This window comes from Caballeronia grimmiae (genome assembly GCF_022879615.1).
GTDB lineage: Bacteria > Pseudomonadota > Gammaproteobacteria > Burkholderiales > Burkholderiaceae > Caballeronia > Caballeronia grimmiae.
In genome coordinates, this window is record NZ_CP084272.1 from 1,084,260 (window position 1) to 1,108,231 (window position 23,972).

Genomic DNA, 23,972 nt, shown 5'->3' on the forward strand with positions numbered 1-23,972 from the left:
TGTGCCGCTACTTCTCCCATTCCAGCTCCGCATAAGCCGCTGTCACGTTGCGGCGATGATAGACGTCGTACAGGAGCCACTTGTCCCGCTGATCGACGCCTACCGTGTCCACGGCTTGCTGAATGGTATCGCCCCGCTTGATGGCCGCTCGCACATCGCGCGCCAATTCCGCAAGGTACTGCTCTTCCGCTTCGATGGACTGGGGCCACGGGGCATTGAGCGGGCCGTGCCCCGGCACCACATGACGCGGATTCATCTGCTTAATGCGCGCTATATCGTCGAGCCAGCCAACGACACTGCCATCTACCACCGGTATGCATCCGACGAAAAGAAGATCGCCTAGCCATAGCGTTCCGCTCTTCTCATCGTATACCGTGATGTCGTTGTTCGTATGCGCTGTTTTCCATGTTTGCAGCGTCAACGTGCGGCCGCCGAGATCGAGGAAGGCGCTTCCATCCACCGTCAGCGTCGGCGGAACGATCTCGCTTCCATCTGCCGCCGCTCCCAGTTCGCGATTCAGCGCGCGAAGATAATTGTCGGCGCGCGCGGCCTCGGCTTGCGCGAGCTTCACGCTGCCGACGAACTGCGCGTGCTCGTCCTTGAACGCCGCATTGCCGAAGATATGGTCCGGGTGCATGTGCGTATTGATGACAAAGCACACAGGCAAGGGCGTGACCGCGCGAATCGCCGCGCGAAGCTGCCGGCCTTCGGCGAGCGTGCCGCCCGTGTCGATTACCGCGACACAGCGCGCGCCGACGATGAATCCCACGTTAGCGATATCGCCGCCGTTAGCGGGCGTCGCGACATCGTCGTGTCCGCGATGCACATAGTTGCCCGGCGCGATCTGCTGCACCGCGAACGCCGATGCGGCATGCGCTTTCATCAAACCACATAGCGCGAGAAAAACCAGCGCGCGCAGTATCGACGACACGGTCATCGAATGCTTTCCGCATCGGCAAGACGCTTCGGACGCAAGAGGCCGAACTCCGCGTACTCCCGCTCGAGAAACGGCTCGGCGTGTTCGAGCAGGAAGCGTCGAAACGCGAGGCACGTCGGCGACAATTGCTTGGTGCGCGAATGCACGATCTGCCACGTTCTTTCGACCGGCGTGCCGTTCACATCCAGCACGGCGATTTCCCCGGTACGCAATTCGAGCGCGAGCGTATGCAGCGAAATGAGGCTCACGCCCATGCCTGCCATCACGGCCTGTTTGATGGTTTCGTTGCTTCCGAGCGTCACGCTGCGTGAAGGCACGAAGAGATTCTGCTTGAACACATGTTCCGATACAGCGCGCGTGCCGGACCCCGGCTCGCGCAGCAAGAACGTATCGCCGGCAAGCTCCTGCAAATCGAAGCGCCGCGCATGCCGCAAAGGATGCGACAGCGGCGCAACGATGACATGCGGATGCCATGCAAGCGGCTCGGCCGTCGTCCCAAGCTCGGGCGGCGGCCGGCCCATGATGGCGAGATCCGTCGCATTGTCTTGCAGCAGCCTGAGCAAGGTCTCGCGATTGCCGACCGAGAAACGCACATCGACATTTGGGTATTGCCGCGAATAAAGCGCAAGCAGCTTCGGCGCGAAGTACGTGGCCGAACTCACGATGCTGACCGCAATCGATCCGCTATCGGCTTGTCTGAGCGACATCATCGCGTCTTCCGCGTCCTTGATTTCACCGAGGATGCGGCTCGCATGATGCTGCAATCGCTCGCCCGCTTCTGTCAGTGCAAGCCGGCGCGCGACGCGTTCGAATAGCGGCAAACCCACTGCGTCTTCGAGTTGCTTGATCTGCATCGATACCGCCGGCTGCGTGAGATGCAGTTCTTCAGCGGCACGCGCAAAGCTCGGGCAGCGCGCGGTAATCACGAAGATCTGAAGCTGACGCAGCGTGAGGGAACGGATGAAGTTCATGCGCGCGATGCGGCATCGAACCGCTTACCGGCTCGCACGCGGCGCGTTTCCCGTCTTGACGGGCGCACCTTGGGGCGGCGGTGAGATATTCTTGAGCGCACCCTGGAATGCAATGGTCTCCTTCTGCATCGGATGCGCGAAATCGTTGCCCGCGCCCGGAACTTCGGTTCGAATGAGGAGAACGCGGCCCGGCACGTCATCGGAAATGACGAACGTATAGCGTTTGCCGACATATTGCGCGAAGCGGTCCGCGTTTGGATCGTTGAGGTAAGGCTGAATTACGATCTGCCGCGCATTGACGTTCTTGCTGTTCTTTAGACCGAGCGCCTCCGCTGAAACCGGCGTGATCGCGGGGCTTGCGGCGAGCGCCAGGCGTACGCGCTGCTGAAAGTAGCGTTTCTGTCCGCCCGTCAACTGCTGCATCTCGGCGATGTCGTGTTCCAGAAAATAGATGATGACAGGATTGCATGGCAAGCCGCCCGGCACCTCGACGTTGCCCGTGCGATCCGTCAGCCGCGCATCGTTCTTTGCATTGCCGGGGCTCATAACGATCACGCGCACCGTATCGCTGACTTTCGCCGGCGGGCCCGAATAGTCGACCGCGTAATCCAGCTCCGTCATCGCTTCGATGCCGGTCATGTGCGGCTGCATGAAGAGCATGCGCTCGGCCGGCGCGATCTCCGGACTTGGCGCGGATGCGGGCGGCGCATCCGCGGCGAATGCGTTCGTCGCCGCGACGACAGCGAGTGCGCACGCCGCGACCAGCGCGCGAAGCCTTGCATGTGCGGCGTTCATTGCACTTGCGCCGGTTGCATCGGCTGTAGCGGCAGCAAGGGGACCTGATAGCTCGTCAGTATCTGATCGATCTTCGGCTGATTGGATGCAATCCAGCCATCGACCTTGTCGCGCCACGCCTTCTCGCCATAGCGCACGCCCATCGAGATTTCAAAATCGAAGCGGATGCCCGGCTGCGGCGGAAAGGCCACGAGCCGCACCTTGTTATCCGAGCGATTCACGAAATAGCCCGCGATAGGGCCCCACACGAAAGCGGCATCGACATTGCCGCGTGTGAGATCGCGTTCGATCAGCTCGCCGGGGAACGCTTCGGGGTCGCCGCTTTGCCCTTGATACGACACAGCCTGATCGATAAGATTATTTCGCAGCAGCCAATCCACTGCGGGACTCTTGACAAAGATCCCGAGCTTCATCTTCTTGAGCTGATCGGGCGGCAAGTTGACGAGGTCCGCCGGCGTCTTGATGCTCGCGTACTCGGGCCGGTTCGGAAGCACCATTGCATAGGTGGAATGCAGATAGGGCCGCGTTGTCGAGGTCAGCTCATAGCCTTTGGGCACGCCGATGATCAGATCGCACTTGAAGCGTTCGGTATCGGGCACTTTCTGGCGCAGCGTATTGCGCACGAAGCCCATGCGCTGCGGGTAGTACGTGTATTCGAGCTTATAGCCGAAGTCACTCGCCATCTGGCTCGCGATCTTGTTCTCGTAGCCTTCGCCCTTGTCGTTGGAGAGCGGCATGTTGTTCGGATCGGCGCATACGCGCAATACGCCGTCTGCGCCGTCGTTGTTCGGCAGATCCGGCGGCGGGCCGCCTGCGCCCTGTGCATATGACGCATGCGCGGCAAGCGCCGTGAAGCATGCGGTCAGGAACCGCAACGATCGGAACAATGCGCCGCTGGCAGGACGGTGATGCATGAAGCCTCCGGGAGTGAACGCGGTCATCGAACGTCGACGTGCTTACTTCGCATCTATTGCCTGCAAGTCGCCCGGATTGATCTTGCCGTCTGAACGTCCCTTCAGATACGCGTAGAGATTCTCCCAATTCTTTTGCATCATCTGGCTTGCGCTGAAGTCGGGCATACCCTTATCCACGCGCCCGCCGAATACGGTGCGATGAAACTCATTCTTGTCGAGCGTCTTCAATGCATCGACCAGCGACGGGCCGACCATGCCTTCCTGCTTTGCGCCGTGACAGCGTTCGCACGCGAGCGCGCGCCATGTACGCCAGCCCTGCAGCGTATCGTTGTCGACCTTGTTGCCGTCGACGACCTTGTACGCCACCTGTTTCATCTGCCCCGAATCGGTCTGGGCAAACGAAACGGACGACGCAGCGAGCGCCATCGAAAGCAGCAAGAGTGATCGGCCTTTCATGCGTTTGTCTCCATCAATATGATTTTTTTGCGCGGCGGCGCGTCTTGCCGCCGCGCGATACCACTACGTTAAGGACGCTGCATCAACCACCGGGAATGGCGAACACGAACAGCGTGCCGCCGAGCGCCGTGTACTTGGCCAGTTCCTTGTAGCCACCGACCGCGCCCAGCCCTTCCGTCGACTTCTCGAGACCGGCTGCCATGCCGATGCCGGCCCAGCCGCCAATGCCCGAATAGACGCCGACGTATTGCTTGCCCTGATACTGATACGTGAACACGTTGCCGATGATGCCCGACGGCGTCTTGAACTTCCAAAGCTCCTTGCCGTCCTTGATGCGAACCGCCTTGATGTACCCTTCGAGCGTGCCGTAGAACACGATGCCGCCTGCCGTTGCGAGCGCACCGGACCACACCGAGAACCGCTCCGGCTTCGACCACGTGATCTTGCCCTTGGCCGCATCCCACGCGATGAAGTTGCCCATCGAACCCTTCTCGTTCGGGCCCGGATACATCGACAGCGTTGCGCCGACGAACGGCTGACCCGACACGTAGTCCACCTGGAACGGCTCGTAATCCATGCAGACGTGATTGGTCGGCACGAGGAAGAGGCTCGTGTTCGGATCGAATGCTGCGGGCTGCTGATCCTTCGATCCAAGGGCTGCGGGACAGATGCCTTTCACGTTGACATCGGGGCCGGCCTTCTGCGTCGAATAGGTTGCATTGCGAATCGGCAGGCCGCTCTTCAGGTCGACGCTATCGGCCCAGTTCACAGCGGGGTCGTACTTCTGCGCGACGAGCAGTTCACCCGTTTCACGATTCAACGTGTAGCCGAATCCATTGCGGTCGAAGTGAACGATAGCGGGCACTTTCTTGCCGCCGATGTTCAGGTCCGACAGGATCATCTCGTTGACGCCGTCATAGTCCCATTCGTCGTGCGGCGTCATCTGATAGACCCACTTCGCCTTGCCCGTATTCAGATCACGCGCGAAGATCGACATGGACCACTTGTTGTCGCCGGGGCGCTGAGTCGGATTCCAGGTGCCTGGATTGCCGGTGCCGTAGTAGACAAGGTTGAGTTTCGGATCCCATGCGTACCAGCCCCATGTGGTGCCGCCGCCGTATTTCCACTGATCGCCTTGCCAGCTCTTGAGCGATGAGTCCGCTCCGATCGGCGTCATCTTTCCGTCGGTCCAGGTCATGGTTTGCTGCGGATCGAGCAGCATTTCATCGTCGGGACCGGTGCTATAGGCCTTCCAGACTTCCTTGCCGTCCTTGATGTTGTAGGCGATGAGCCGCCCGCGCACGCCGAACTCGCCGCCGGAGATGCCTGTCAGGACCTTGTCGCCGAATACGTGTGGCGCGTTCGTATTGGTTTCGCCCTTCTTGGCGTCGCCGTTCTGAGCGGACCATACGACGTCGCCGGTCTTGGCATCGAGTGCGACGAGTTTGGTGTCGGCCTGCTGGAGGAAGATCTTGCCGTCGCCATAGGCGAGACCGCGATTGACGGTGTCGCAACACATCACCGAGATGACTTGCTGATCCTGCTTCGGCTGGTACTGCCAGATGAAGGTCTGGTCTCTCAGATTGATGGCGATGACCTTGTTCGGGAACGGCGAGTGGATGTACATCGTTTCGCCGATGACGAGCGGCGATCCTTCGTGACCACGCAGCACGCCGGTCGACATGGTCCAGGCGACCTGTAGTTTGCCGACGTTGCTTTCGTTGATCTGCTTGAGCGTGCTATAGCGGTGATTTGAGTAATCGCCCGCTTGCGCCGCCCAGTTCGAGGGGTTCTTGATGAGGCTGTCGAGTTGCGGATCGGCCTGCGCCACATAGGAATTCAAGCCTGCCGTCGCGACCACCGCCAGTCCAAGAACCAGGGTGCGTAAGTTCATGTCTCCTCCAGAATGATGATGCTTCCGACCCACGGATGACCACGCTACCGGCTTGCATCGTGCGCGCCTTCTGGATGCAGGTAACGCGTTGCGCTTTGCCCGGTTCTTTGCCGGACGCTTGCGTATCGGGGCCAATTGCATATTCCATGCCGGTTTGTTGCGCTCTTTATGTGCAGTGCGATCGTGCGTAACGGTTCTTTGTTTGATGGCCTTGCGCGCCGGTGGTGTGAGACATACTGTGTCAAATCCGCGAATTTCTTTGCTTTTGTTCTGTGCTGTGGGGCTTTTCGTTTCTGACGCGTTGCAGCAGGGTTTTCGTTGCTGCGTTGGGCGGCGGGCGTGCATACTGGGCGCGTGTGTTCTATTGCCAAGCGAGGCATCGCCATGACTTCTACGGAGAAGGTTTATACCGACGACGAAGTGCAGCAGCGACTTACGGGACCGCTTTCGCACTGGTATCTCGAGGATGGATGGCTAAGGCGCAAGTTCAGAACCGAAGGATGGAAAGGGACGCTCATGGTCGTGAATACCGTCGGGCATCTGGCCGAAGCGGCGTGGCATCATCCGGATTTGACGGTTTCCTACGCCTTTGTTGTCGTCAAGCTCAAGACTCATTCTGCTAAGGGAATTACCGATAAGGACTTTGCGCTTGCTTCGAAGATCGAAGAGGTCGTGCAATGGCAGCCTTCACGGGAAGGCGGGCCGCTCGAGGGCACCCCTTCCGGGGATCAGCGGTTTCGGTATATCAAGTACGATTGATTTCTTTTTGCTTTTTGCCTTTTTCCCTTTTTCCCTTTGCGTGGGCGGCGGTGTTTTTTTGGTTCTTCGTGTCGGTCTTTTAGGCTGCCTCTCTCCGGGGCGGGAAACTGTGACGCGATATCGTTGTTGTTGTTCGTTGAGCTTGTATTCGTGTCGGTCTATTAGCTCGCCCCTCCCCGGGGCGGGGGTCACTTTCTTTGCCGCTGCAAAGAAAGTAACCAAAGAAAGCAGCTTTTTTCTGAACCGCACGATGCACTCACTTGTGTGGTCACTCCGTAGAACATCCGTGGCACTCAGCTTGAAACAGCCCTGAATCGCCTTCCACGCCCGCTGACAACCAACGTCCTCCGAGCCCCTTGGCTCGACAAAACCAACTGCTCACGAACGCCCACGGTACTGCGCACTCTAAAATTAGTCGAATTACTCCGCATGATTACGTTCAAGTGCGGTTGAAAGCGCATTCACCATCCTTCCCTCGACTCGTCTTCGCTTCGCCTTGCCTTGCCTTGCCTTGCCTTGCCTTGCCTTGCCTTGCCTCGTCTTGCCTCGTCTTGCCTCGTCTTGTCTTGCTTTCGCTTTGCTTTGCCATATCGCGCCGGTTGGGGGCGGCGCGTGGTGCTTGATGTGCGTTCGGTGTTAACGAGCCAAGGGGCTCGGAAGACGTTAGTAGTCAGCGGGCGCGGAAGGTGATTCAAGGCTCTTTCAAGCTGAGTGCCACCGGTGTTCTACGGAGTGACAACCCAAGTCAGTGCTTCGGGCCCAGAAGGCTGCTTTCTTTGGTTACTTTCTTTGCACGGGACCAGAGTAAGGCGCTAAAGGCCAACTCTGGTCGACAGCAAAGAAAGTGACCCCCGCCCCGGGGAGGGGCGCACTAATAGACCCACACGAATACAAGCTCACCGAGACAAGAACGAACAACAACGAAGAGTCCTTGGTACACCTTTTGCCTTAACCAAAAACCCCCCACCCGGCGCCAGCAAAGAAAAAGTCCAACTTCTGTGGAATACGAAAAACCCCGCCTATCGCCGCCCCGTGCGATCACCCTTTCAGCCTCGGCCCGACTGCATCTGGGCTTCATCGACCCCAACGGCTCGTTGGGCCGATCCTTCGGCAGCGTCGGCCTGACGATCGAGAACCACGACACACGGCTCACCGCCAGGCTAACGCAGCACGCCACACACATTCACGGCGCAACGACGCAAGCCCAACGCGACCGCATCGCGACGCACGTCGAACAATTACAGGCAGCGCTGAAAGAACCCCGCCGCATCGATATAGAAGTGCACGAAGCCCCGCGCGCCCACACCGGCCTCGGTTCCGGCACGCAACTCGCGCTCGCAGTAGGAACAGCGTTCGCCCGCATCACAGGGCGTCACATCGACACAGCGGAACTCGCGCATATAACGCATCGCGGCGCGCGTTCGGGCATCGGCATTCACGGCTTCGATCACGGCGGACTGATCGTCGACGGCGGACGCAGCATCGCCTCCACGCTACCGCCCCTCATCGCGCGACAGCCGTTTCCGGATGCATGGCGCATCCTGCTCATCGACGACACCTCGCGCGAAGGCCTGCACGGCGATGCCGAGAAACGCGAGCTTGCAGCACTCGCACCCTTTCCCGCATCGCTCGCCGCGCACCTCGCGCATCGCGTGTTGATGCAGCTCCTGCCCGCCGTCGCCGACAGCGATTTCGACACCTTCGCCAGCGCCATCACCGACATGCAGCAAACCATCGGCGAATACTTCGCGCCGGCGCAAGGCGGCCTCTTCGCAAGCCCCGCCGTCGCACGCGCACTCGAAGCCGTCGCGGCGGAGCAGAAGGCCGGCGTCGGACAAACATCATGGGGGCCAGTCGGCTTCGCGTTCGTCGCGAGCGCCAAACACGCCGAGCGCGCGCTCGAAACCGCCAGGAAAGCCGCGCGCAACCCGTCCCTCACATTCTCCATCGCGACCGCGCGCAATCGCGGCGCAACATGGCGCGCCGCAGATCATCGACAGCCCGGCGCCGATGCCGCCTGACGGCAGCACACGCACGCATTCCCATCGATACGAGTCCATCACCATGCACGAAGCCACCGAAAGACCGTACGTCCTGCACATGTTCACGAGCACGCCGCAGATGAGTCCGTTCGATGTCAACATGGCGGCCGATGCCGGTTATCAAATCCTCGTGCCGTACTGTAACGTCGATATCGACAGCGTCGTGCAGCTCACACAAGACGCAATTTTCTCGCGCGGGCCGAAAGGCGTATCGCGCACCGGCATCTTCATCGGCGGACGCGACGTCATGCTCGCCGCCGACATGCTCGAACGCGCGCGCAACGCGATGGTCCCGCCGTTCGAAGTCTCCGTTTTCGCCGATCCGAGCGGCGCATACACGACAGCCGCCGCGCTCGTCGCGCTCGCGGAAAAGCATCTGAAAGCCGTGCATAACGTCGGCTTCGACGGCAAACGTCTGCTGATACTCGGCGGCACCGGCGCGGTCGGACGCGTGGCGGCGGCGATGGCCGCATCGCTCGGCGCGGACGTCGCCGTCGCGAGCCATTCGAGTCAGTCTCGCGCCACCCAAGTCAGCGACGAGATCAACCGGCGCTTCGATATCGCCACATCGGGCGTCGCGACAGGCACGCCCGAGCACCTGCATCGCGAACTCGCGCGCGCGGAGATCGTCTTCGCGACAGCCGCAGCCGGCGTGCAGGTGATGACCGCCGCCGACCTCGCCCACGCGAAGCATCTGCTGATCGCGGCCGATGTCAACGCCGTGCCGCCCGAAGGCATCGCCGGCGTTCACGTGATGGACGACGGCAAGCCGCTCGCAGGCGCCGCGCGTTCCGATGCGATCGGCATCGGCGCGCTCGCGATCGGCAACGTGAAGTATCAGGCGGAGCATCGGCTCTTCCTGCGCATGCGAACCGGGGGAAAACCCGTCTATCTCGGCTTTCCCGAAGCATTCGACGAAGCGCGCGTCATCGTCGCGGGACAAGACTCATGATGGCCTCGCGTGCGCCTCGCGTCGCGGTGGCGGGTCTGTCCGCGCGTCTGCTCGCACAATCGGCCGAGCGCGCGGGCCTCAACGTGGTCGCGCTCGATATCTTCGGCGATCGCGATACACGCGCGCACGCCGACATGTGGCTCGATATCGGCGGCGACGGATTGTCGATCGATCGCGGGCGTCTCTACGATGCGCTCGAATGCGCCGCACGCCTGCCGCGCATGCTGGGCCTCATCGTGACGAGCGGCCTCGAACCGCTCGCGATGGAACTGAGCCGCGCGCCGCGCGTGCCGCGCTTCATCGGCAACGGCGCGCAGGCGCTGGCCGTGCGCGATCCACGGCGCTTCTTCGCGTTGCTCAATGAAGTTCGTGTGCCGCATCCGGAAGTGCGCTTCACGCCGCCAGAGGACGCGCGCGGATGGCTCGTCAAGCGTTCGGATGGCTGCGGCGGGACGCATATCGAATGGGCGCAAAACGTCGATCGCATTCACGCCGATGCCTATTTCCAGCGGTTTTCGCGAGGCCGTTCGATGTCGGCGCTCTTCGTCGCCGCACACCGCGAGGCGACGGTGGTCGGCTTCGCAGAGCAACTCACGACGGCGGCGGGCAACCTGCCTTTCGTGCATGCGGGTTCGCTCGGGCCGATCATGCTGCCCCGCGATATCGCCGATCGCGTCGTTCAGGCAATCGAAACGATCGTATGGAAAACGGACCTCACGGGACTGAACAGCATCGACTTCCTGCTCGATGACGATACCTTCCAGGTCCTCGAAATCAACACGCGTCCTTCATCGACGATGGCGCTCTATGAAACCGCATGGCCCGATGCGTGGCCGCGTGGTTTGATCGGCGCGCATGTGGAGGCCTGTCTCGACGGCGAGTTGCCGCACACGGCCTGCACGTGGAAACATGCCCCGCCGCTGATCGCGGGGCAACGTGTCGTCTTTGCGCCGCAGGGCTTCACCGTATCCAGCCTGTTCAGCGATGCGTGCTTTGCAGATGCCGAGTGCCATGACGTGCCGTCGCCCGGCGCGCGCATCGAAGCGGGCATGCCTGTATGCACGATCACCGCGACTGCATCCACGCTGGATGCATTACGCATCGAACTGGATCGCCAACGCACGAGTCTTCTGCAACGCATCAATGTGAACTAGCCCATGACTTCGACTTCCGCACTCAGCGTCAATGCACTCAGCGAGCCGCTCGTCAAACAACTCATCGACGATGCGCAACGCCTTCGCGTCGACATTATTCGCACGCCGGCAGGCACCGTTATCGTCGATGCAGGCGTGAACGCGGCAGGCAGCGTCGAAGCGGGCCTGTTGATCGCGCGCATCTGCATGGGCGGCTTGGGGCACGTGACGCAGTGCATCGCTTTCGATGCCGCTCCGCTCTGGCCTGCCTTCATCCAAGTGCATGCGTCGAATCCGGTGCTCGCCTGCCTCGCGAGTCAATACGCGGGCTGGAGCCTTTCGGCAACCAAGGAGCAAACGGGCGGCAAGAAGTTCTTCTCGTTGGGCTCCGGCCCCGCCCGCGCGCTCGCGTGCAAGGAGCCGCTTTTCGATGAACTCGGATATCGCGACCGTCACGATCGCGGCGCGCTCGTTATGGAAGTGGACCGCTTGCCGCCGCAAGTCGTCATCGACAAGGTGCTCAACGATTGCGGCCTCGCGCCGGCGAACCTCGTCATCGCGGTGACACCGACGCAGTCTGTTGCGGGGACGGTGCAGGTCGTTGCACGTGTCGTCGAAGTTGCGTTGCACAAGACGCATGTGCTCGGCGTCGATCTGAACGAGATCGTCGATGCGAGCGGCAACGCGCCCTTGCCGCCGCCCGCGCCCGACGGCGTGCAGGCAATGGGCCGCACCAACGATGCAATCCTGTACGGTGGCCGCGTGCATCTCACCGTGAAAAGTGATGCGGTTGCGAAGAAGCTCGCGGCCGAGTTGCCATCGTCGAATGCGCGTGGTTATGGCGAACCGTTCGCGGACATCTTCAAGTCCTTCAACTATGACTTCTATCAGATCGACGCGGCGCTCTTCGCGCCCGCCGAAGCATGGGTCTGCAGCCTCGAAAGCGGCATCACGTATCACGGCGGCACGTTGAACAAGGCGCTGCTGGACGCGCAATGGCAGGCGCGATGACACGCATTGCGATCATGACCGACGAGACGGGCTGGCACACGAGCCGCCTCAGGAAAGCATTCCGCGCGCGCGGCGTCGAAGCGCGTTGCGTCGATCTCGCGGATTGCCGCATCGATACGACATGGAAGCCGCATGGTCTCGCGATTCCCGGCTTCGGCCACACGCTGCCCGATGCGGTGTTCGTGCGCGGCATCGCGGGCGGCACCTTCGAACAAGTCACGATGCGGCTCGGCATCCTGCACGCGCTGCGCGAAAGCGGCGTGCCCGTCTATAACGATGCACGCGCGATCGAACGCAGCGTCGACAAGTCGATGACGAGCTTTCTGCTGAACCGCTATGGCGTGCCCACACCCGCGACGTGGGCCGGCGAATCGTCCGCGTTTGCACAGCGCGTGCTGATGCGCGAACGCGCCGCAGGCCGCAAGCTGGTGATGAAGCCGCTGTTCGGATCGCAAGGCAAGGGCTTGCAACTGCTCGGCGATGACGCCTGTGAACCGCTGCCATCCCTCGAATCGTTCAGCAAGGTGGCTTATCTTCAGCGTTATGTCGATGGCGGCGAGCCCGGCTTCGACTGGCGCGTGCTCGTGATCGGCACGCGGGCGGTCGCGGCGATGAAGCGCGTCGGCGGCGAAGGCTGGATTCATAACTTCGCACGCGGCGCAGCGTGCCAGGCCGCTGAGTTGACGCCTTCGCTCGCAGACGTCGCCGTGCGCGCAAGCGCGGCGCTCGGGCTGGATTACGCGGGTGTCGATCTGATCGCTTCCGCCGCATCCGGTGAGCGGCCGCTCGTGCTCGAAGTGAACGGCGTCGCGGCGTGGCGCGGGCTGCAATCGGTGACATCGTTCGATATCGCGACACTGCTCGTCGACGATCTTCTCGACGGCAAGCTCGCTGTATCGCAACGGGCGATGACGTTCGCGCGCGGCCATGAACGCGCCTGACTCATCGCGAGAACAACGCGCACGTGCAGCGTTCTTGCGCGCATGCCGCCTCGATGTGGAGACGGCCAAACCCGGCAACGTGAGCATCGCGAGCGCGGGACACGGCATGACGTCGGCGCAATTCATCATCAGCGCAGGCACGGCGGCAGCCGGGCTTTTCGTTCCGGGTGCGAGCGTCGGCGCGCGCATTCTCGATGCCGTGCGCCGCACCTTCGATGCGGTCGCGTGCAATACGAATCTCGGCATCGTGCTGCTTGCTGCGCCGTTGTGCGCTGCGCTCGAACGCGTGCCGCGCGATGCGGACATCGACATCGTTCATTGGCATGCGGAAACGGAGCGCGTGCTCGCGTCGCTCGATATCGACGACGCGCGCCTCGCCTATCGCGCGATCGCGATTGCGAATCCCGGCGGCCTCGGCGACGCGCCGGAGCAATCGGTGCACGAAGCGCCGACCGTCGATCTGCGCACGGCCATGTCGCTCGCCGCCGATCGCGACAGCATTGCGCGACAGTACGCGATCGGTTTCGCGGATGTGTTCGATGCGGCGCAGCGCGCGAACGTCACGAAAAACACTGCAATACTAGGGATATTCCTTAGCTTCCTCGCCGCCTTGCCCGACTCGCACATAGTGCGCAAGCAAGGCGCGGCGATGGCGCAAAGTGTCACGCGCGATGCCGCCGTGCATCACGCGCGCTGGCTCGCCGCCGGCTCGCCTGCCGACGATCCTCAACTCGCCGCATGGGACGCCGAACTCAAGGCGCGCGGCATCAATCCCGGCACGAGCGCGGACCTTGCCGTGGCGGCGCTCTTCGTCGCGTTGATGACGGCGTGAACGAAGAAAACGCGCTACGTCCCCCCAAAAAGTGGCACGGATCATGTTTAGGAAGTGCGCGGTTATGCCGCCCCGTTTTTCAACGAGCCTTGCGCGGTTCTCATGCCGTCGCTAGCGAAAGAGCAAGTCGGTCGTCCCAAGAACCACCCATCACTGGAGGAAGAGCATGGCCAAGATCAACCGCGTCCTGATAGGAGAGTCGCTGGTCGGCGAAGGCAACGAGGTCGCACATATCGACTTGATCATCGGACCGCGAGGCTCCGCTGCCGAGACAGCGTTCTGTCACGCGCTCACGAACAACAAGGATGGCTTTACATCGCTGCTCGCCGTGGTCGCGCCGAATCTCATCACGAAGCCCAACACGATTCTCTTCAACAAGGTGACCATCAAGGGCGCGAAGCAGGCCGTGCAGATGTTCGGCCCTGCGCAGCATGCGGTGGCGCTGGCCGTGGCCGATAGCGTCGAGGACGGCACCATTCCGGCAGACGAAGCCGACGACCTCTTCATTTGTGTCGGCGTGTTCATCCACTGGGAAGCGTCCGACGACAAGAAGATTCAGGAGTTCAACTATCGCGCGACGAAGGAATCCATTCAGCGAGCCGTTGCAGGCGAGCCGAAAGCGGCTGATGTCGTAGCGAAGAAGGGTTCCGTCGCGCATCCGTTCGCGGCGTCCTGATCGAAGCGACTTGTCCCGCGGCCGGTGCGCATGATGCAACGCCGGCCGCTCATCATCGACGATAAAGCGAGATTCATCGAATGATCCAACGTTGCCGCACGCTCGCGATGTTCGCCGCGCTCTCGCTCGCCTCGTCGCTTTCCTTCGGCGCGGACGCGCAAGGACATGATTATCCGACCGAGGGCCGCGTCGAATACGTGCTGAGCTGCATGGACGACAACGGGCACGACTTCGTGAACGTGTACAAGTGCTCGTGCGCGATCGACAGAATTGCGAAGGTGCTCAACTACGACGACTTCGTCGAGCAGTCCACGTTTTCCAAGTACGCCACGTTAGGCGGCGAAGGCGGAGCGGAATTCCGGGTGGACCGCGCGAAGGCGCAGACCAAGAAGTTCCGCGAGTTGCAGCGCGATGCGTTCAAGGCCTGCGGTATCGTGCAGCGCACATCCACCGGAAAATAGGCCGCTCAAGGCCGCTTGAACTTACTTCGGAACATATCCGCGTCCGATCCAGCCGAGGCCCGTTGTCTCGGACCATGAACGGCGACGCTCGATCACGACGCCGACCGCATCGACGTCATCGAACTTGGCGGGCTTCGCGAGCGAAATCTTCACCCAGTGCGCGCCGAAATCCGCAATCACCATCTGCGCGATGCGCTCGGCCAGCGCCTCCAGCAATTGCAGGCGATGCGAAGCGAGCAGCGCATGAATGGCGTCGCGCACGACCGCGTAATTGATCGTGTCGTCGATGTGATCCGTGGTGCACGCGCGGATCGACGGCACGCCGATCATCAGGCTCATGCGAACGGGCTGCGCCTCGTGCAGTTCGTTCTTGTCGATGCCGATGACCGTCCGGCCCGTCAGTCCGTCGATATAAACGATATCCATCGCGGCGTCGTGCTGTTCGGTGAAGGCTTCGCGGATCGGATCGAATCGGCCCATGTGTCAGTGCCTCGCGTGAGTGTGCGGCGCTTCAACGCCGCAAGAATCCGTAAGTTGCAAGCAAAAAGCGGGCGCAAACAGGCTTCTTTATGCGACTACCAATTGAACACAGGCGTCATAGGATGTACAGTTTTTGAGAACCGGGAGTCCGAACAACGGCATCCGCCCGGCTACGAGGCGCGCACGCGTGCGGCAAACAGCACGACGGCAATCGAAATCGAGCCGCAGCGCCAGCGGAAATCACAACGGATACGGCGTCCGAAGGCTGCGCGGCGAACGCGCGGCGGAACGCGGCGCCACGGAGACACGCCCTGATGTCGTCGCTTGCTGACGTAGATACGCATGTCCGGGAAGTGCTGAATATCGTCAATAACCCGCTGGCTTCACGGCGCGCGAGCGATTCCGTCGCGCAATCGTGGATGCGTTGCCTCACCGAATTCCATCTCGATCCGGGCCGCTTCGTCATGCCGCCCGTGCTTACGCAGCGCGAACTCACCGAGCGCCGCGAAGCCGCGAGCGATCTCATCGCGTGTTCGAAGCTGGAGATGACCACGCTCTATCAACAACTGGCGGACCCCGAGCTGGCCGTCGTGCTCGTCGATGCCGACGGCGTGATCGTGCATCAGGTGTCGTCGGTGCCGTTCGGCGAAGCCGTGGCCGCCGATGGCCTGCGCGTCGGCGCGCTATGGAGCGAACGCGAGGCCGGCACCAACGGCATGGGCACATGTCTGATCGAGCGCGATTGCATTGCGGTTTGCCAGCACGAGCATTTCTATCCGCGCTATACGTCGCTCACCTGTTCCGCCGCGCCGATCTTCGATGAACGCGGCGCGGTGGTCGGCGTGCTCGATGTCACGAGCCGCTCGAAGCTCCTGCAGCAGCATTCGCTCGTGCTCGTCGGCATGTCGCGGCAGATGATCGAAAATCGTCTGATCGATGCCCGCTACCGCCACGCGAACATGATTCACTTCCATAGCCGGCCCGAGTTCGTCGGCACGCTGCACGCGGGCAAGCTCGCCGTCAGCGACGAGGGCATCGTGCTGGCCGCGAGCCGCAGCGCGCTTTTTCAGCTTGATTTGCGTTCGCCGGGCGAGCTATGCGGCAAGCGCATCGAAGAAGCGTTCAACGCGACGCTCGAAGACATGATCGCGCGCAGCATTCGCGGCTCGTTCCATCCGGTCACCGTCTATAGCGCAAAAGCGAACAGCCGTTTCTTTCTCACCGCGCAAACGCCGCGCGAGGCCGCAAGCAACGGAACGCGCATTCTGATGAACGACACGCGCGCCAAACCCGCGCGCAAGGAAACGCGCGACGCGACCGGCACGGGCCGTCTCGACAAGCTCTCGCACCTTGAATTCGGCGACCCGCGCATGGCCTCGCAGATCCAGCTTGCCGCACGCGTCATTCAACGCAAGATCCCGATCATCCTGCGCGGGCAGACGGGCACGGGCAAGGAAGTGTTCGCGAATGCGCTGCACAGCATCAGCCCGAATGGAAGCGGCGCATTCGTCGCCGTGAATTGTGCATCGTTGCCGGAGAATCTCATCGAGAGCGAACTGTTCGGCTATCGCGCGGGCGCATTCACCGGCGCGCAGCGTGAAGGCCGGCGCGGCAAGATCGTGCAGGCCAACGGCGGCACGCTTTTTCTCGATGAAATCGGCGATATGCCGCTCGCGTTGCAAGCGCGTCTCTTGCGCGTGCTCGAGGAACACGAGGTCACGCCGCTTGGTGCCGAAACCACTGTCAAGGTCGATTTTCAACTGATCAGCGCGAGCCACCGCAATCTCATCGAACTCGTGCAGAACGGCATGTTCCGCGAGGACTTGTACTATCGGCTCAACGGTATCGAGATCAATCTGCCGCCATTGCGTGAACGCGCCGATGCGCTCGCGCTCATCGGCCATATTCTCGAAACCGAATCCGATGATCCGCCGGCCTTGAGCGCCGAAGCGCGCCAGGCTTTGCTCAACTATCCGTGGCCCGGCAATATCCGGCAATTGCGGCATGTGCTGCAGATGGCGATCGCACTCTGCGATGGCAACGAAATCCGTTGCGCGCATCTGCCGCCGGAAATACTAAGCGGGGCATCGGCGCGTGCGACGAGCCAGGCGCCATCGGCGGCGCCTGCGCATCTCACCGACGATGCGCAGATGAGCGCACTCAACGCGATTCAGGTGAAAGAGCGCGAGACGGTGTTGCTGCTGCTCGACGAGCATCGCTGGAACGTGAGCAACGTCGCGAAGGTGCTCGGCATCAGCCGCAACACGCTTTATCGCAAGATGCATCGGCTGCATATCCGGCTGTCGCATGATTCGTCCTCGCCGCACGACGCATGACGCAGCCGACGCCCGCGCGCCGGCTCGACGAGTTCAAGCCCGACGCACACTTCGCATGGTGCGTGACAGGGTCCGGTCACATGATCGAAGAGTCGATCGATCTGGCCTTGCGCCTGCCACGTTGCGACCTGTTCCTTTCATCGGCGGGCGAAGAAGTGCTGCCGCTCTACGGCTGGCCCATGAAAAGGCTGCGCGAGCACTTCAAGGTGTTTCGCGATAACAGCGCGAGCAGCGTGCCGGTCGGCATGCTTTATAACGGCGACTATCACACGGTCGTGATCGCACCCGCGACGAGCAACACGGTCGCGAAGTGCGCGCTCGGCATCTCCGATACGCTGCCCACGAATCTCTTCGCGCAAGCGGGTAAGCAATGCGTGCCGGGTATCGTGTTCGCATGCGATACCGCGCCGAGCGTCATCACGCAGACGCCGCACGAATGGGTCGAAGTGAGGCCGCGTGCGATCGAGTTCGACAACGTCGAGCGGCTTGCGCGCATCGAACACACGACCGTCGCCTATACGCTCGACGACCTGCGCGCCGCGCTCGACCGGCGGCTCACGCAACTCACGCTCGCATGGAACACATCGTCTTCCTGACCGGCCGTCTTGCCGAGCAGAGCTTGTATGGCGTGCTCGAAGGCATTGCGCCGGTCGATGCAGCATCGCCGTTCACATGGGAAGTGCGCGAAATAGGCTTGCAGGTGGCGGGGCTGATGACCGCCGACATGATTCGCCGACGCGTCGCGCTGCCGCTCACCGAAGGCACGAATCGTATGATCGTCCCCGGCCGATGCCGCGGCGACCTTGATGCGCTCAGCGCGCACTATGGCGTGAAGGTCGAGCGCGGCCCCGAAGAAGTAAAGGACCTGCCGCAGTTTTTCGGACGCGAGGCGCGGCATGTGGATTTATCGCGCTACGAGACGGAGATTTTCGCGGAGATCGTGGACGCCCCGCGTCTCGACCTCGATGGCATCGCCGCGCGTGCGCGCGAGTATGTGAGCCAGGGCGCGAATGTCATCGATATCGGCTGTCTTCCCGAGACGCCGTTTCCGCATCTCGAAGATGCGGTGGCGATGCTCAAGGAACAGGGTTATCGCGTCAGCGTCGATTCCATGCTCACCGACGAGCTGTTGCGCGGCGCGCGCGCGGGCGCGGATTATCTGATGAGCCTGAACATCGATACCTTATGGATCGCCGATGAAACCGCGTCGACGCCGATACTCGTGCCGCGCGAGCCGCACGATATGGCCTCGCTCGATGCGGCGATCGACGCCATGCAGAAGCGCAATCGCTCCTTTCTCGCCGATCCCATTCTCGACCCGATCCCGTTCGGGCTCGCCACGTCCATCGCGCGCTATGTGAGTCTGCGCGAGCGTCATGCCGATGTCGCGATCATGATGGGCATTGGCAACGTCACGGAACTGACCGAAGCGGATACGAGCGGCATCAACGCCGTGCTCATGGGGATGGCCGCCGAATTGCGGGTGGCGGCGGTGCTGACGACATCAGTCAGCCTGCATGCACGCCGCGCGGTTCGCGAAGCCGATGTCGCGCGGCGCGTGATGCATGCCGCACGCAAAACGCAGACGCTGCCGAAGGGCATGACCGGCGATTTATCGGCGCTGCATGCTAAACGGCCGTTTCCGTATAGCGCCCAAGAAATTGACGCGCTCGCTGCATCCGTTCGCGATCCTAACTTTCGCGTGCAGGTTTCAGAGGAAGGCATTCACGTCTACAACCGGGACGGGCATCGCCTGAACGTCGATCCGTTCGCGCTCTATCCGCAATTGCAGATCGAAACGGATGGCGGGCATGCGTTCTATATGGGCGTTCAGCTTGCGCGTGCGGAAATCGCGTGGCAACTGGGCAAGCGCTTCGATCAGGACCAGCCGCTGGACTGGGGATGTCAGGTGGATCGGCCAGAAGAGGATCTGAGCGCATGGCACGCGCCCGGGCCGACGATGAAGAAGCGCTAAGCCCTCCACTTGATCGAGCAGCCGAGAGCCGGGTATTGCTCGTCCGGTTCGCGGCCCTCGACAATGGCGCGCATCGCTTCGTAAAGGTCCCTTCGCGCGTTCGGTAATGGTTCCTTGCGCGAAGCATCGATGCGCCCTCGATAACGCAAGCGCAGTTCCGCGTCGAAGCCGAAGCATTCCGGCGTGCAGACTGCGCCGTAAGCGCGCGCCACATCCTGAGTTTCATCGTGGAGATAGGGGAACGGCATGCGCCACTCTTCTGACACGGCGATCATGCGGTCGAACGCGTCGTCGGTATAGATGCTCGCATCGTTCGAATTGATGCTCGCCAGGCCGACGCCTAGTTCTTTCAAGTCGATTGCGTCGCGGATCAGATGGGGAAGCGCCGCCTTCACGTAAGGGCAATGGTTGCACATGAAGACGAGCACGAGGCCCTTCGGACCGCGCAGCGTGTCGAGCGTGCAGGTGCGGCCATCGGTGGCGGGAAGCGTGAACTCGGGCGCGATTGCGCCGAGTTCCGCAGTCGGGGATTCGGTCGGCATGAGATAGCTCCCAATTGGCCGTTCGGCAGATTGGCGTGCGCGGCTGAGTCGGTTAGCATGGAAGCTCTTGTTAGTTATACGGAGTATCCATGTACGTTTTCAATGTCGAAGAGGCGCAGAAGGACTTGCCAAAAATCCTCGAGATGGTGGCGCAAGGAAAAGACGTCGCCATTGGCGGTGACCATCCTGTCGTGCTTCATCGTGTCAGGGCGCTCGGCAACCTAGGCGACGATCCCGAGACATGCGGTTCGATCGTCGTCGGCTACGTCGACGACAGCGTTCTGGACGACGAAGCCGTCAAACCTCTGCCTGACTACATCATTGACGAGTTCTACAAGCCGTTGCCCGATGACATCCTTGCCGCACTCAAAGGCCGATGATGCGTCTGCTGCTCGATACCCACATCTACATCTGGAGCGTGACGAGGAATCGCAAGCTGCCAGCCGATATGCGCGATGAGATTGCAGATGCAAAGTGCATCTATGTCAGCACGGCGAGCGTCTCGGAACTGTCGATCAAGGCGGCTCGCGGCAAACTGGAGCCGCGAGCCGCTTAAACTATCGACGAGTTCGAAGCGCATCGCTTCATCGAACTGACGGTTCAACTCGCGCACGCAAGAGCCGTGCGTGAGTTGCGCCATCTGCACCGTGATCCGTTCGACAGGCTCCTGCTCGCTCAGGCGCGTACCGAACAGCTCAAACTCCTACAGTCGACGGCGAACTTGCCGAGTACGCCAGTGAACCCGCCCCAGCCTGATCACTGATACCGCTTCGCCATCGCCTCCATCCCCAACGGCCTGATTCGCTCCGCCTGCCCTTCACACCCGAACGCCCGAAACCGCTCGATGCAAAGATCGCGCGCCGCCGCCGTCGCCGCTTTCAACGCATGCCGCGGATCGAACTCCGATTTGCTCGATGCCATCGCGCGCCGCATCGCACCGGTCATCGCGAGGCGAATGTCCGTATCGATGTTCACCTTCCGCACGCCATTCGCGATGCCGCGCCGAATCTCCTCCACCGGCACGCCATACGTCGATGGAATCTCGCCACCGTACTCGCGTATCACGTCGAGCCACTCTTGCGGCACCGATGACGACCCGTGCATCACCAGATGCGTATCCGGAATCCGCGCATGTATCTCGGCGATGCGATCGATCGCGAGGATATCGCCCGTCGGCTCGCGGCTGAACTTGTATGCGCCATGCGACGTGCCGATCGCAATGGCAAGCGCATCGATGCCGGTTGCATCGACGAAATCGCGCGCTTCATCGGGGTCGGTCAACAAGCGCTCACGGCCGAGCGCGCCTTCCGCACCCACTCCGTCTTCCTCGCCCGCGCGACCCGTCTCGAGCGATCCCAGACAGCCCAGTTCGCCCTCCACCGATACACCCACCGAATGCGCCGCATCCACCACGCGGCGGCTGACGTCCACGTTGTAATCATAGCCGGCAGGCGTCTTCTGATCGGGCATGAGCGAGCCGTCCATCATCACCGACGTGAAGCCCGAGCGAATCGCCTGCTGACACACGGCCGGACTCGCGCCGTGATCCTGATGCAGCACGACAGGTATATCCGGATGCGCCTCTACCGCAGCAAGCACGAGATGCCGCAGAGAAGGCTCCCCCGCATACTTGCGCGCGCCCGCCGATGCCTGCAGGATCACCGGACTCTTCGTTGCTTCCGCGGCCTGCATGATCGCGTGGATCTGCTCCATGTTGTTGACGTTGAACGCGGGCACGCCATAGCCATGCTCCGCCGCGTGATCAAGCAGTTGCCTCATTGCGATGAAAGCCATCGTCGTTCTCCCGGTTCACGCCGCGACACGGCGCGCTTGCTCGACGACAGCCGCCGTCGTCACGCCGAAATGTGCATACAGTTCCCCCGCCGGCGCGGATTCGCCGAAACGGTCGATGCCCACCACGCCGCCATGCAATCCGACGTATTGCCGCCAGAACGCCGTCACGCCCGCTTCGACCGCGACGCGCGGCACTCCTTTCGGCAACACGCGCTCGCACCATGCGTGACATTGCCGGTCGAACACTGTCGTGGACGGCATCGACACGACACGCGCGAGAATGCCCTCGCGCTTAAGCGGTTCGATGGCCGCAAGCGCCAGCGCCACTTCCGATCCGGTCGCGATCAGCACCACGCGCCGCGCATCGCGCTCGCACGCGCCGGGCCAATCCGCGAGCACATAGCCGCCGCGTTCGATCCCATCGATCTGCGCTTCATCGCGCGGCACGTAAGGCAGGTTCTGACGTGACAGCAACAAGCACGATGGCCGGTCGCGCTCCACCGCGCTGACCCACGCCTGCGCGGTCTCGACGGCATCGCATGGACGCCACACGTCCAGCCCCGGAATCAGCCGCAACGTGGCGGCATGCTCGATCGGCTGATGCGTCGGGCCGTCTTCGCCAAGGCCGATCGAATCGTGCGTGAAAACGAACACCGTGCGCGTCTTCATCAAAGCGGCCATGCGCAGCGCGTTGCGCGCGTAATCGGAGAACGTGAGGAAGGTGCCGCCGAACGGCAGATAGCCGCGATGCAGCGCAACGCCGTTCATCATCGCGCTCATGCCGAACTCACGCACGCCGAAGCGGACATAGTTGCCCCGTTCCGGCGATGCAGTAACGTCGATCGCATCCTTCCATCGCGTGAGATTCGAGCCTGTCAAATCCGCCGATCCGCCGAGCAATTCAGGCAATGCACGCGCAAGTCCTTCGATGGCGTTCTGCGATGCCTTGCGCGTCGCGATGGTCTGACGCGCGCGGTCGGCGTCGCGAACGAGCGCATGCGCGGCATCGCGCCAGTTCGCCGGCAATGCACCACGCGTGCGCCGCCCGAATTCGGCGGCCTGCTCCGGATACACGCGACGATACGCATCCATGCGACGCATCCAGTGCTGCTGCACAGCCGCGCCTTCGCCACGTGCATTCCATCGTTCTCGAATCGATGCAGGTATCTCGAAGGGCGGATGCGGCCAGTCGAGCGCGAGACGCGTCGCTTCGACTTCGTTGATGCCGAGCGGAGCGCCGTGCACGTCATGTGTGCCGGCCATCGACGGCGCACCTTGACCGATCGTCGTCTTGCAGCAAATCAACGTGGGACGATCGGATGACCGTGCTTCGTCGAGCGCCGCCGAGACCGCTTCGACATCGTGGCCGTCGACTGGGGCGATCACGTGCCAGCCATAGGCCGCGAAGCGTTGCGGCGTGTCGTCGCTGAACCAGCCTTGCACGTGCCCATCGATGGAGATGCCGTTGTCATCGTAGAGTACGGTGAGCTTATCGAGCCGCAACGTTCCCGCAAGCGACGCGGCCTCGTGCGACACGCCTTCCATCAAACATCCATCGCCCACGAACACATACGTCCGATGATCGACGATCTCATGCCCCGGCCGATTGAACTCGCGCGCAAGCAGCGTCTCCGCGAGCGCCATGCCGACCGCATTCGCGAAGCCTTGCCCCAGCGGACCGGTCGTTGTCTCGACGCCGGGCGTTACGCCGGCTTCGGGATGCCCAGGCGTCTTGCTTCCCATCTGCCGGAAACGCCGGAGTTCTTCGATCGGCAAGTCATAGCCGGTGAGATGCAGCAACGCGTAAAGCAGCATCGAGCCGTGACCATTCGAGAGCACGAAGCGGTCGCGATCGGGCCAGTCCGGATCAGCGGGATTATGTTTCAGATGGCGGCTCCACAACGCGACGGCAATCTCGGCCATGCCCATCGGCATGCCGGGATGGCCCGAATTCGCCTGCTGTACCGCGTCGACGGCGAGCATGCGCAGTGCGTTCGCCATGTGGCGCGTATCGGGAGATCGAAAAGTTCTGGGCAAAGCCTCGGCGACGGCATTCATGAATGCCTCCATA

General features: G+C 62.1%; 24 protein-coding genes. 14 read left to right on the plus strand and 10 right to left on the minus strand.

Going from position 1 to position 23,972, the window contains the following annotated elements:
* Nucleotides 1-7: 7 nt before the first annotated feature.
* From LDZ21_RS18695 to LDZ21_RS18720, 6 genes are all read right to left on the minus strand, one after another.
* A complete protein-coding gene (locus LDZ21_RS18695) occupies nt 8-937 on the minus strand; it encodes a quinoprotein relay system zinc metallohydrolase 2 (protein ID WP_244795230.1) in 930 nt (309 codons plus the stop codon).
* Nucleotides 934-1,908: a LysR family transcriptional regulator gene (locus LDZ21_RS18700; protein ID WP_244795231.1), complete on the minus strand. Its 975-nt coding sequence runs from the start codon at nt 1,906-1,908 to the stop codon at nt 934-936. Before LDZ21_RS18700 ends, LDZ21_RS18695 begins: the two co-directional genes overlap by 4 nt.
* 24 nt (nt 1,909-1,932) lie before the next feature.
* The gene (locus tag LDZ21_RS18705) at nt 1,933-2,703 is read right to left on the minus strand and encodes a hypothetical protein (RefSeq protein ID WP_244795232.1); all 771 of its coding nucleotides are present in this window, start codon (nt 2,701-2,703) and stop codon (nt 1,933-1,935) included.
* Complete coding sequence (locus LDZ21_RS18710) at nt 2,700-3,617, minus strand: quinoprotein dehydrogenase-associated putative ABC transporter substrate-binding protein (protein ID WP_244795233.1); 918 nt, start codon at nt 3,615-3,617, stop codon at nt 2,700-2,702. The genes LDZ21_RS18705 and LDZ21_RS18710 overlap by 4 nt, the downstream gene beginning before the upstream one ends.
* A 42-nt stretch (nt 3,618-3,659) precedes the next feature.
* The gene (locus LDZ21_RS18715; RefSeq protein WP_244795234.1) at nt 3,660-4,073 is read right to left on the minus strand and encodes a c-type cytochrome; all 414 of its coding nucleotides are present in this window, start codon (nt 4,071-4,073) and stop codon (nt 3,660-3,662) included.
* A gap of 82 nt (nt 4,074-4,155) precedes the next feature.
* Complete coding sequence (locus LDZ21_RS18720; RefSeq protein ID WP_244795235.1) at nt 4,156-5,967, minus strand: methanol/ethanol family PQQ-dependent dehydrogenase; 1,812 nt, start codon at nt 5,965-5,967, stop codon at nt 4,156-4,158.
* Between the two features lie 384 nt (nt 5,968-6,351).
* Here LDZ21_RS18720 and LDZ21_RS18725 point away from each other — a divergent pair, with 384 nt between their 5' ends.
* From LDZ21_RS18725 to LDZ21_RS18765, 9 genes are all read left to right on the plus strand, one after another.
* The gene (locus tag LDZ21_RS18725; protein ID WP_244795903.1) at nt 6,352-6,726 is read left to right on the plus strand and encodes a 4a-hydroxytetrahydrobiopterin dehydratase; all 375 of its coding nucleotides are present in this window, start codon (nt 6,352-6,354) and stop codon (nt 6,724-6,726) included.
* 998 nt (nt 6,727-7,724) lie between these two features.
* A complete protein-coding gene (locus LDZ21_RS18730; RefSeq protein ID WP_244795237.1) occupies nt 7,725-8,747 on the plus strand; it encodes a beta-ribofuranosylaminobenzene 5'-phosphate synthase family protein in 1,023 nt (340 codons plus the stop codon).
* A 43-nt stretch (nt 8,748-8,790) separates the two neighbouring features.
* Complete coding sequence (locus LDZ21_RS18735) at nt 8,791-9,720, plus strand: NAD(P)-dependent methylenetetrahydromethanopterin dehydrogenase (RefSeq protein WP_244795238.1); 930 nt, start codon at nt 8,791-8,793, stop codon at nt 9,718-9,720.
* The gene (locus LDZ21_RS18740) at nt 9,720-10,874 is read left to right on the plus strand and encodes an ATP-grasp domain-containing protein (protein ID WP_404981070.1); all 1,155 of its coding nucleotides are present in this window, start codon (nt 9,720-9,722) and stop codon (nt 10,872-10,874) included. The genes LDZ21_RS18735 and LDZ21_RS18740 overlap by 1 nt, the downstream gene beginning before the upstream one ends.
* A gap of 3 nt (nt 10,875-10,877) precedes the next feature.
* Nucleotides 10,878-11,864: a methenyltetrahydromethanopterin cyclohydrolase gene (gene mch, locus LDZ21_RS18745; RefSeq protein ID WP_244795240.1), complete on the plus strand. Its 987-nt coding sequence runs from the start codon at nt 10,878-10,880 to the stop codon at nt 11,862-11,864.
* Complete coding sequence (locus LDZ21_RS18750; RefSeq protein ID WP_309775259.1) at nt 11,849-12,805, plus strand: ATP-grasp domain-containing protein; 957 nt, start codon at nt 11,849-11,851, stop codon at nt 12,803-12,805. The genes mch and LDZ21_RS18750 overlap by 16 nt, the downstream gene beginning before the upstream one ends.
* Nucleotides 12,792-13,637, plus strand: a complete 846-nt coding sequence (locus LDZ21_RS18755) for a triphosphoribosyl-dephospho-CoA synthase (protein WP_244795242.1) — start codon at nt 12,792-12,794, stop codon at nt 13,635-13,637. The genes LDZ21_RS18750 and LDZ21_RS18755 overlap by 14 nt, the downstream gene beginning before the upstream one ends.
* A gap of 166 nt (nt 13,638-13,803) precedes the next feature.
* Nucleotides 13,804-14,313, plus strand: coding sequence for a formaldehyde-activating enzyme (fae, locus tag LDZ21_RS18760; protein WP_244795244.1), 510 nt, complete (start codon nt 13,804-13,806; stop codon nt 14,311-14,313).
* An 80-nt stretch (nt 14,314-14,393) separates the two neighbouring features.
* Nucleotides 14,394-14,774 carry a hypothetical protein gene (locus tag LDZ21_RS18765; RefSeq protein ID WP_244795246.1) on the plus strand — a complete coding sequence of 127 codons (381 nt, stop codon included), beginning with the start codon at nt 14,394-14,396 and terminating at the stop codon, nt 14,772-14,774.
* Nucleotides 14,775-14,795: 21 nt separating this feature from the next.
* On the opposite strand, the gene LDZ21_RS18770 is transcribed toward LDZ21_RS18765, so the two are convergent.
* The gene (locus LDZ21_RS18770; protein ID WP_244795247.1) at nt 14,796-15,254 is read right to left on the minus strand and encodes a dihydroneopterin aldolase; all 459 of its coding nucleotides are present in this window, start codon (nt 15,252-15,254) and stop codon (nt 14,796-14,798) included.
* A 314-nt stretch (nt 15,255-15,568) separates the two neighbouring features.
* Here LDZ21_RS18770 and LDZ21_RS18775 point away from each other — a divergent pair, with 314 nt between their 5' ends.
* Genes LDZ21_RS18775 through LDZ21_RS18785 form a run of 3 tightly spaced genes read left to right on the plus strand, consistent with a single transcriptional unit; the run spans nt 15,569 to nt 19,565 of the window.
* Nucleotides 15,569-17,590, plus strand: coding sequence for a sigma-54-dependent Fis family transcriptional regulator (locus LDZ21_RS18775; protein ID WP_244795248.1), 2,022 nt, complete (start codon nt 15,569-15,571; stop codon nt 17,588-17,590).
* Nucleotides 17,587-18,186 carry a flavoprotein gene (locus tag LDZ21_RS18780; RefSeq protein ID WP_244795249.1) on the plus strand — a complete coding sequence of 200 codons (600 nt, stop codon included), beginning with the start codon at nt 17,587-17,589 and terminating at the stop codon, nt 18,184-18,186. Before LDZ21_RS18775 ends, LDZ21_RS18780 begins: the two co-directional genes overlap by 4 nt.
* On the plus strand, nt 18,165-19,565 hold the full coding sequence (locus tag LDZ21_RS18785; RefSeq protein WP_244795250.1) for a DUF6513 domain-containing protein: 1,401 nt from the start codon (nt 18,165-18,167) through the stop codon (nt 19,563-19,565). Before LDZ21_RS18780 ends, LDZ21_RS18785 begins: the two co-directional genes overlap by 22 nt.
* Here the strand turns inward: LDZ21_RS18785 and LDZ21_RS18790 are convergent.
* Nucleotides 19,562-20,107 (minus strand): thioredoxin family protein, encoded by a 546-nt coding sequence (locus tag LDZ21_RS18790; RefSeq protein WP_244795251.1) that lies wholly within the window; start codon nt 20,105-20,107, stop codon nt 19,562-19,564. The genes LDZ21_RS18785 and LDZ21_RS18790 overlap by 4 nt on opposite strands.
* Before the next feature lie 89 nt (nt 20,108-20,196).
* Here LDZ21_RS18790 and LDZ21_RS18795 point away from each other — a divergent pair, with 89 nt between their 5' ends.
* Together LDZ21_RS18795 and LDZ21_RS18800 are read left to right on the plus strand one after the other, a co-directional pair.
* Complete coding sequence (locus LDZ21_RS18795) at nt 20,197-20,487, plus strand: hypothetical protein (RefSeq protein WP_244795253.1); 291 nt, start codon at nt 20,197-20,199, stop codon at nt 20,485-20,487.
* Entirely contained in the window at nt 20,484-20,663 is a 180-nt protein-coding gene (locus LDZ21_RS18800; RefSeq protein WP_244795255.1) for a type II toxin-antitoxin system VapC family toxin, read from the plus strand. Before LDZ21_RS18795 ends, LDZ21_RS18800 begins: the two co-directional genes overlap by 4 nt.
* A 200-nt stretch (nt 20,664-20,863) precedes the next feature.
* Here the strand turns inward: LDZ21_RS18800 and fba are convergent, their stop codons facing one another.
* Entirely contained in the window at nt 20,864-21,901 is a 1,038-nt protein-coding gene (gene fba, locus LDZ21_RS18805) for a class II fructose-bisphosphate aldolase (protein WP_244795257.1), read from the minus strand.
* A gap of 15 nt (nt 21,902-21,916) precedes the next feature.
* A complete protein-coding gene (tkt, locus tag LDZ21_RS18810) occupies nt 21,917-23,959 on the minus strand; it encodes a transketolase (protein WP_244795258.1) in 2,043 nt (680 codons plus the stop codon).
* Between the last annotated feature and the right edge of the window lie 13 nt (nt 23,960-23,972).